Raw genomic sequence first — 6,728 nt, 5'->3', positions numbered from 1 at the left:
TCAAGATCATCGACCTGCTCATCACTCTCATCCCAGGCATCGGGTGAACGCCATGACGACACTGAGTACGTCCGCTGCCAACACGGGACGGCTCCTCGGAGCGGGCGTTCGCGCCCTGCTCGTCCTGACCCTGCTCTGCGGCGTGGTCTACCCGCTGCTGGTCACGGGGATCGCCCAGGGACTGTTCCACGGCAACGCCAACGGGTCCGAGGTCGAGCACAACGGCAAGGTGGTGGGCTCCGAGCTGTACGGCCAGACCTTCGATCTGCCGAAGAAGGATCCGGACGACTCCGACGAGGCCGCCCGGCCGGACCCCAAGTGGTTCCAGCCGCGTCCTTCCGCCGCGGGTACGAACAGCGTGAACACGCAGTACAGCATCCTGCTGTCCGGTGCCTCGAACCTTGCCGCCGACAGCAAGGTCCTCAAGGACGCGGTGGTGGAGCGCCGCCGGGCGTACGCAGAGCTGAACGGTGTCGAGGAGTCCCGGGTCCCGGTCGACGCCGTCACCGCCTCGGCCTCCGGAATCGATCCGCACATCTCCCCGGAGAACGCGGAACTCCAGGCGGCCCGGGTCGCCGAGGCCAACGGTCTCGACACGGCCCGGATAAGGCAGTTGGTCGCAGAACACACCGACGGGCGCATCGCCGGATTCCTCGGTGAGCCGCGCGTCAACGTGCTCCAGCTCAACATCGCCTTGCGGGACCTGATCCGGAACTGATCACCTCGCGGACGACGGCGGGATGCGCCGACGGGACCGGAATTCGGCCCGGCGCATCCCGCCGCCGGCGTTGCCCCAGCAGCGCACCGATGCACCTCATGAATTCCCCCGTCAGAAAGGCGGCACATCGATGACCCGGGTGCTGGTGGTCGAGGACGAACCGCTGTTCGTACGAGCCCTTGTCATCCATCTGCGAGCGCGGCAGTTCGACGTGGACACCGCGCCGGACGGTGCCACCGGTCTTCAGGTCGCCGCAGAGAAACGGCCGGATGCCGTACTCCTCGACCTCGGACTGCCGGACATGGACGGCTTCGAGGTCATCGCCCGGCTACGGCGGCTGACCCGCTCCCCGATCGTGGTGGTCTCCGCTCGTCGGACGTCCGACGAGAAGGTCGAGGCACTCGAAGCGGGGGCCGACGACTACGTCACGAAGCCCTTCGCCATGGACGAGCTGCTCGCCGGCGTGCGGGCCGCCGTCCGTCGTACCCGGATCAAGGAGTCCTCCGTGATCAGGGCGACCGTCGAAACCGGTTCGCTCTCCGTCGACCCGGTGGCGGGACAGCGAACCGCAGAGGCAGGGGTGTTCGGCTCGCTCCCACCGAACGGCACCTGCTCGAGATCCTCGTCGGGAATCCCGGGCAGTTCGTAGGACATCTCCACGCGGCGGCATGACGACGGTGCTGACGCTGCGCTCCGCCCTCGCCGGGCCGGCGGAGGGCTCCAGGGCGTCGACCACCTTTCCCTGACGTGTGCCGCGTCCGGATCGGTAGCTGTCGACGGCAGACGGGACCGCAGGGGCGGTCACCGGTGGACCACTCAATCCGGACGATTGAGTGGTCCACCGGGTGCAGGACGGTATCCCGCCCTCGGAGTCATCCGGTCAGGTGCCGTCCTGCCGACGGCTCGGGCCGGTGGAGGACCCCGGGGACGTCACGCCGGCAGTGCCCTTTGACGCAGCCTTGGCGCGCTCGCCGCGGATCTTGACGGACGCTTGATGCGCCCGTCCACGGCCTCGAGAGCAGGTACCGCAGCCGCCCCCGACCGGGTGTGCCGATGGGTGCCGGTCAGGCGTCAGGAAGCCCCGGAAAGCACTCGGAGCCCCTTGATTCCACTGACGAGCGGGGCGAGCTGCACGGCCTGCCCCGCTCGTCATGGCTGTACGGGGCTCCGGTGGCATCCACCGCGTCAGGGAAGGTCGGAGATCCTCAACCGCAGCCTGCAGATGGCCGCGTCCGTGTCCCGGCGCACGGAATGGTCCACCACGGCGCCGCGCTGGTTCTGCAGCACACGTTGCCAGAGATGTGCCGGCTCGACCTCCGGTATGAGGACGGTGATGCGCGTTCCGGGGTGTGCGAAGGTCAGCTCGCGCACGAACTCGGCGATGGGATGCCTCGGGGTCCGACGGGCCGAGTCCAGCTGTTCCAGCGGAATGCCCGGATTCCAGAGCGCCCAGTCCACCGCCAGTCGCTCTGGTTCCGGTCCTCGGGGTCGCGGTGGCGGACGGTCACCGCGCGCACCTCGTCGCCGAGCGAGGCGGCCACGGTCAGCGCCTCGCTCGTCAGGCGGTTCAGGGAGCCCACCGGGACGACGACCAACGAGCGGTCGCGGTGCGGGGGTTCGGGAATGCGGCCGATGCCGAGACGCTCACCGATCCTGCCGTAGGCACGGTGGACCGTCTCGAAAGCGGCGACCAGCAGCGGCAGGGTGACCACGATCAGCCATGCACCGTCGTGGAACTTGGCCGCAGGACAGGTGGTAGGCACCCGCGGCGGGCACGGCGAGAAGGTCACTCGGCCGTACGTCGCCGGGGAGCGGAACGGCGTCCGCGAGCACATCGCCCGCCTCGCAGTGCCGCCCCACGACGCTGACGACGCGGGGCGGCGCCGTCGAACGGCGGTCGACGAGCCTGGGTGCGTAACGGATGCCGTAGAGCGCGGGCCGGGGATTGTCGCTCATGCCGCCGTCGACGGCGACGAAGGTGCGCTGCTCGGTGCGTTTGACCGCGAGAACGCGGTAGACGGCCACTCCCGCCGGGCCGATCACGGCGCGGCCCGGCTCGAGGGTGAGCCGGGGTACGGGCAGCTGGGCCGGGGCACAGCCGTCCTCGAGTTCGGCTCTTACCCGTCCTGCCGGGAGGGCCGGGTCGAGGCCGGTCTCGCCGGGCCGATAGGCGATGGCGTGCCCACCGCCGATGTCCAGCTGGCGAAGCTCGAGACCGTACCGGTCCCGCATCCGGACCATCAGGCCGACCATTCGCCGGACGGCCGCCACGTACGATTTCACCGTCGTGATCTGAGAGCCGACGTGGCCGTGCAGCCCGACGAGGTCGAGGCCCGGCTGGCCCAGGATCCTGTCGATCGCGTGCCGGGCTGAACCGTCGGTGATCGACAGGCCGAACTTCTGGTCCTCCGTGCCGGTGCGCACCGCCGCATGTCCGCCGGCCGCCACATGATCGCGTTTGACCGTATTTCCACCCCTGTGTCTGGCAGACTGGCCGTCGATGGCCGAACCCAGGGCGCGGGGACCAGCGCCCCGGTGGAACCGCTGCGTGGGCAAGTCGAGGAGTCGGCGCGTGACTGATGTGGTGTTCGTCGTCATCACGGTCGGGGTCTTCGCCCTGCTCCATGGAATCGTCCGGGCGGTGGGACGGCTGTGAGCGCGGACAACATCGTGGGCCTGGTGCTGGCCGCTTTCCTGGTCGTGTTCCTGATCGTGGCCCTGATCCTGCCGGAGCGGTTCTGAATGAGCAGCACGGGTGCGGGTCTCGTCTTCGCCCTGTCCCTGCTGGTGGCGCTGCTGCTCGTGCACCGGCCGCTGGGCGACTACATGTACCGGGTGTTCACCTCGGCCCGCCATCTGCGGGTCGAGCGCGTCCTGTACCGGCTCATCGGTATCGATCCCCACGGCGAGCAGTCCTGGGCGGTGTACGCACGCAGCGTCCTGGCCTTCTCCGCCGTTTCCGTTCTCTTCCTGTACGCGTTCCAGCGGCTGCAGAGTCATCTGTTCCTGAGCCTCGGCTTCCCCGCGGTCGACAGCGACCTGGCCTGGAACACCGCCGTCAGCTTCACGACCAACACCAACTGGCAGGCCTACGTGGGCGAGTCCACGATGGGCCAGCTCGTGCAGATGGCCGGTCTGGCGGTGCAGAACTTCCTGTCGGCGGCTGTCGGCATCGCCGTGGCCATCACCCTGGTGCGAGGCTTCGCACGGACCCGCACCGACGGGCTCGGCAACTTCTGGGTCGACCTGATCCGCGGCTGCGTACGAATTCTGCTGCCGGTCTGCGTCGTCGCGGCCGTGGTCCTGGTGGCCGGCGGGCTGATCCAGAACTTTCACGAACCGCAGACGGTGACGACCCTGTCGGGCACCGAACAGGCGATCCCCGGCGGCCCGGTGGCAAGCCAGGAAGCCATCAAGAACCTCGGCACGAACGGCGGCGGCTTCTTCAACGCCAACTCCGCCCACCCCTTCGAGAATGCCACGACCTGGACCAACTGGATCGAGATCTTCCTGCTGTTGATGGTCAGTTTCTCGCTGCCGCGCACTTTCGGCCGGATGGTGGGCGACCGCCGCCAGGGCTATGCGATCGTCGCCGTGATGGCGATGCTGGCGATCCTGAGCCAGGCCGCGGTCATCGGCTTCCAGGTGGCCCATCACGGCACGGTCCCCACCGCGGTGGGTGCTGCCACGGAAGGGACGGAGGTCCGCTTCGGCGTTCCCGACTCCGCCGTGTTCGCCTCGGCTACCACGCTGACCTCGACCGGCTCGGTGGACTCCTTCCACGACTCCTACACGAGTCTCGGTGGCGGAGTGCTGCTGCTGAACATGATGGTGGGTGAGGTCGCTCCCGGCGGTGTGGGTTCCGGGCTCTACGGGATGCTGATCCTGGCGGTGGTCACCGTGTTCGTGGCCGGGCTCATGGTGGGGCGGACGCCGGAGTACCTGGGCAAGAAGATCCGTGGGCAGGAGATCAAGCTCGCGTCCCTGTACTTCCTGACCACACCCTTGATCGTCCTGGTGGGCACAGCGGTTGCCATGGCCCTGCCCGAGGGCCGGATGTCCAAGCTCAACCACGGGCCGCACGGCATGTCAGAGGTGCTGTACGCGTTCACCTCCGCGGCCAACAACAACGGCTCCGCGTTCGCCGGGCTGTCCGCCGACACCACCTTCTACAACACCGCGCTGGGACTGGCGATGGCCTTCGGCCGCTTCCTGCCGATGATGTTCGTCCTCGCGCTGGCCGGGAAACTGGCCGGGCAGCGCCCGACCCCGGTGACCGGCGGCACGCTGCCGACCCATCGCCCGCAGTTCGTGGCCATGCTCGCCGGCGTCACACTCGTCCTCGTCGCTCTGACGTACTTTCCCGCCCTGGCACTCGGGCCGCTGGCCGAGGGACTCCACTGATGTCCGGAGCCAAAAGGGGTCACGAAGCGGAAACACACGGGGAGACGATCCCGGAGAAGGGGTCGGACCGCGTCACGGGCGGCCTTCTCGACGCCCGTCGGCTGATGCTCTCCTTCCCCGACGCGCTGCGCAAGCTCGATCCGCGGACGCTCTGGCACAACCCCGTGATGCTGATCGTGGAGGTCGGCGCGGTGTGGACGACCGTCCTCGCCGCGCGGGACCCGTCCCCGTTCGCCTGGCTGATCACGGTCTGGCTGTGGCTGACCGTGGTCTTCGGCAACCTGGCCGAGGCCGTGGCCGAAGGTCGGGGAAAGGCTCAGGCCGACTCACTGCGGAAGGCACGACGCGCCACGGTGGCCCGTCGGCTCACCGACTGGGCCCCGGGCCGGCCGGGCACGCCGGAGTCCGTCCCGGCTCCGCAACTGCACACAGGCGACGTCGTGGTGATCGAGGCAGGGGAGATCGTGCCCGGCGACGGAGACGTGGTCGAGGGAATCGCGAGCGTCGACGAGTCGGCCATCACCGGCGAATCGGCCCCCGTCATCCGTGAATCGGGAGGGGACCGGTCCGCGGTCACCGGAGGAACCAAGGTTCTCTCGGACCGGATCGTCGTGCGGATCACTCAGAAACCCGGTGAGAGCTTCATCGACCGCATGATCGCTCTCGTCGAAGGGGCGAGTCGCCAGAAGACGCCGAACGAGATCGCCCTGAACATTCTGCTCGCGGCGCTGACCATCATCTTCCTCATGGCGGTTGCGACGCTCCAGCCCTTGGCCGTCTACGCGAAGAGCACGCAGCCAGGAGTCCCGGACACGGCCACGCTCAACGCCGGCGGAGTGACCGGCATCGTGCTCGCCTCACTCCTCGTGTGCCTGATCCCCACGACCATCGGCGCGCTGCTGTCGGCGATCGGCATCGCGGGAATGGACCGGCTGGTGCAGCGCAACGTGCTGGCCATGAGCGGACGGGCGGTCGAGGCGGCCGGTGACGTCAACACCCTGCTGCTCGACAAGACCGGGACCATCACGCTCGGCAACCGCGAGGCCGCCGAATTCGTCCCCGTCGGAGGCGTCGGGACCGAAGCGCTAGCCGACGCGGCCCAGTTGTCCAGCCTCGCCGACGCCACCCCGGAGGGCCGCTCCGTCGTGGTGTTCGCCAAGGAGCACCACGGTCTGCGAGAGCGCTCGGCAGGCGAACTCGGCCACGCCACCTGGGTGAACTTCACCGCGCAGACCCGCATGTCGGGGGTGGACCTGACCGAGGCGGACGGAACCCGTGCGCTGCGCAAGGGGGCGGCGACAGCGGTGATGAAGTGGGTCCGGGACCACGGTGGACACCCGACGGACGAGATCGGCCCGATCGTCGACGCCATCGCCTCGGGCGGTGGCACTCCGCTCGTCGTCGGCGAAGTCGTCCGGCGCGGAGGGACGAGTACGGCGCGCGTCCTCGGCGTCATCCGCCTCAAGGACGTGATCAAGGAGGGCATGCGGGAGCGCTTCGACCACATGCGGGCCATGGGCATCCGCACCGTCATGATCACGGGCGACAACCCGATGACGGCCCGCTCCATCGCCGCCGAGGCGGGAGTGGACGACTTCCTCGCCGA

The 6,728-nt window shown here is 69.0% G+C and carries 4 protein-coding genes and 3 pseudogenes; 5 read left to right on the top strand and 2 right to left on the bottom strand.

The annotated features are described in order from the left end of the window. Window positions 1–61: 61 nt before the first annotated feature. The gene (gene kdpC, locus M1E25_RS25140; protein WP_251419550.1) at window positions 62–718 is read left to right on the top strand and encodes a potassium-transporting ATPase subunit KdpC; all 657 of its coding nucleotides are present in this window, start codon (window positions 62–64) and stop codon (window positions 716–718) included. Between the two features lie 130 nt (window positions 719–848). Continuing rightward, a pseudogene (locus M1E25_RS25135) lies at window positions 849–1,366 on the top strand (response regulator transcription factor); the annotation flags it as partial. A 537-nt stretch (window positions 1,367–1,903) separates the two neighbouring features. Here M1E25_RS25135 and M1E25_RS25130 read toward each other — a convergent pair. Both M1E25_RS25130 and M1E25_RS25125 read right to left on the bottom strand, forming a co-directional pair. After that, window positions 1,904–2,463: pseudogene (locus tag M1E25_RS25130) on the bottom strand (amino acid permease); the annotation flags it as partial. Beyond that, a pseudogene (locus M1E25_RS25125) lies at window positions 2,363–3,166 on the bottom strand (diaminopimelate decarboxylase family protein); the annotation flags it as partial. The pseudogenes M1E25_RS25130 and M1E25_RS25125, both read right to left, overlap by 101 nt. A 204-nt stretch (window positions 3,167–3,370) precedes the next feature. Here M1E25_RS25125 and kdpF point away from each other — a divergent pair. The 3 genes from kdpF to kdpB all read left to right on the top strand — a co-directional run. Next, window positions 3,371–3,460, top strand: a complete 90-nt coding sequence (gene kdpF / locus M1E25_RS25120; protein ID WP_251419549.1) for a K(+)-transporting ATPase subunit F — start codon at window positions 3,371–3,373, stop codon at window positions 3,458–3,460. Continuing rightward, the gene (kdpA, locus tag M1E25_RS25115; RefSeq protein ID WP_251419547.1) at window positions 3,461–5,122 is read left to right on the top strand and encodes a potassium-transporting ATPase subunit KdpA; all 1,662 of its coding nucleotides are present in this window, start codon (window positions 3,461–3,463) and stop codon (window positions 5,120–5,122) included. Next, the coding region (gene kdpB, locus M1E25_RS25110; RefSeq protein ID WP_251419545.1) for a potassium-transporting ATPase subunit KdpB at window positions 5,122–6,728 on the top strand (1,607 nt) is incomplete at its 3' end. The genes kdpA and kdpB, both read left to right, overlap by 1 nt.

Source organism: Streptomyces meridianus (assembly GCF_023703325.1).
In the GTDB taxonomy this organism is placed as follows: Bacteria; Actinomycetota; Actinomycetes; order Streptomycetales; family Streptomycetaceae; genus Streptomyces; species Streptomyces meridianus.
This window is presented reverse-complemented; position numbering and strand designations above follow the sequence as displayed.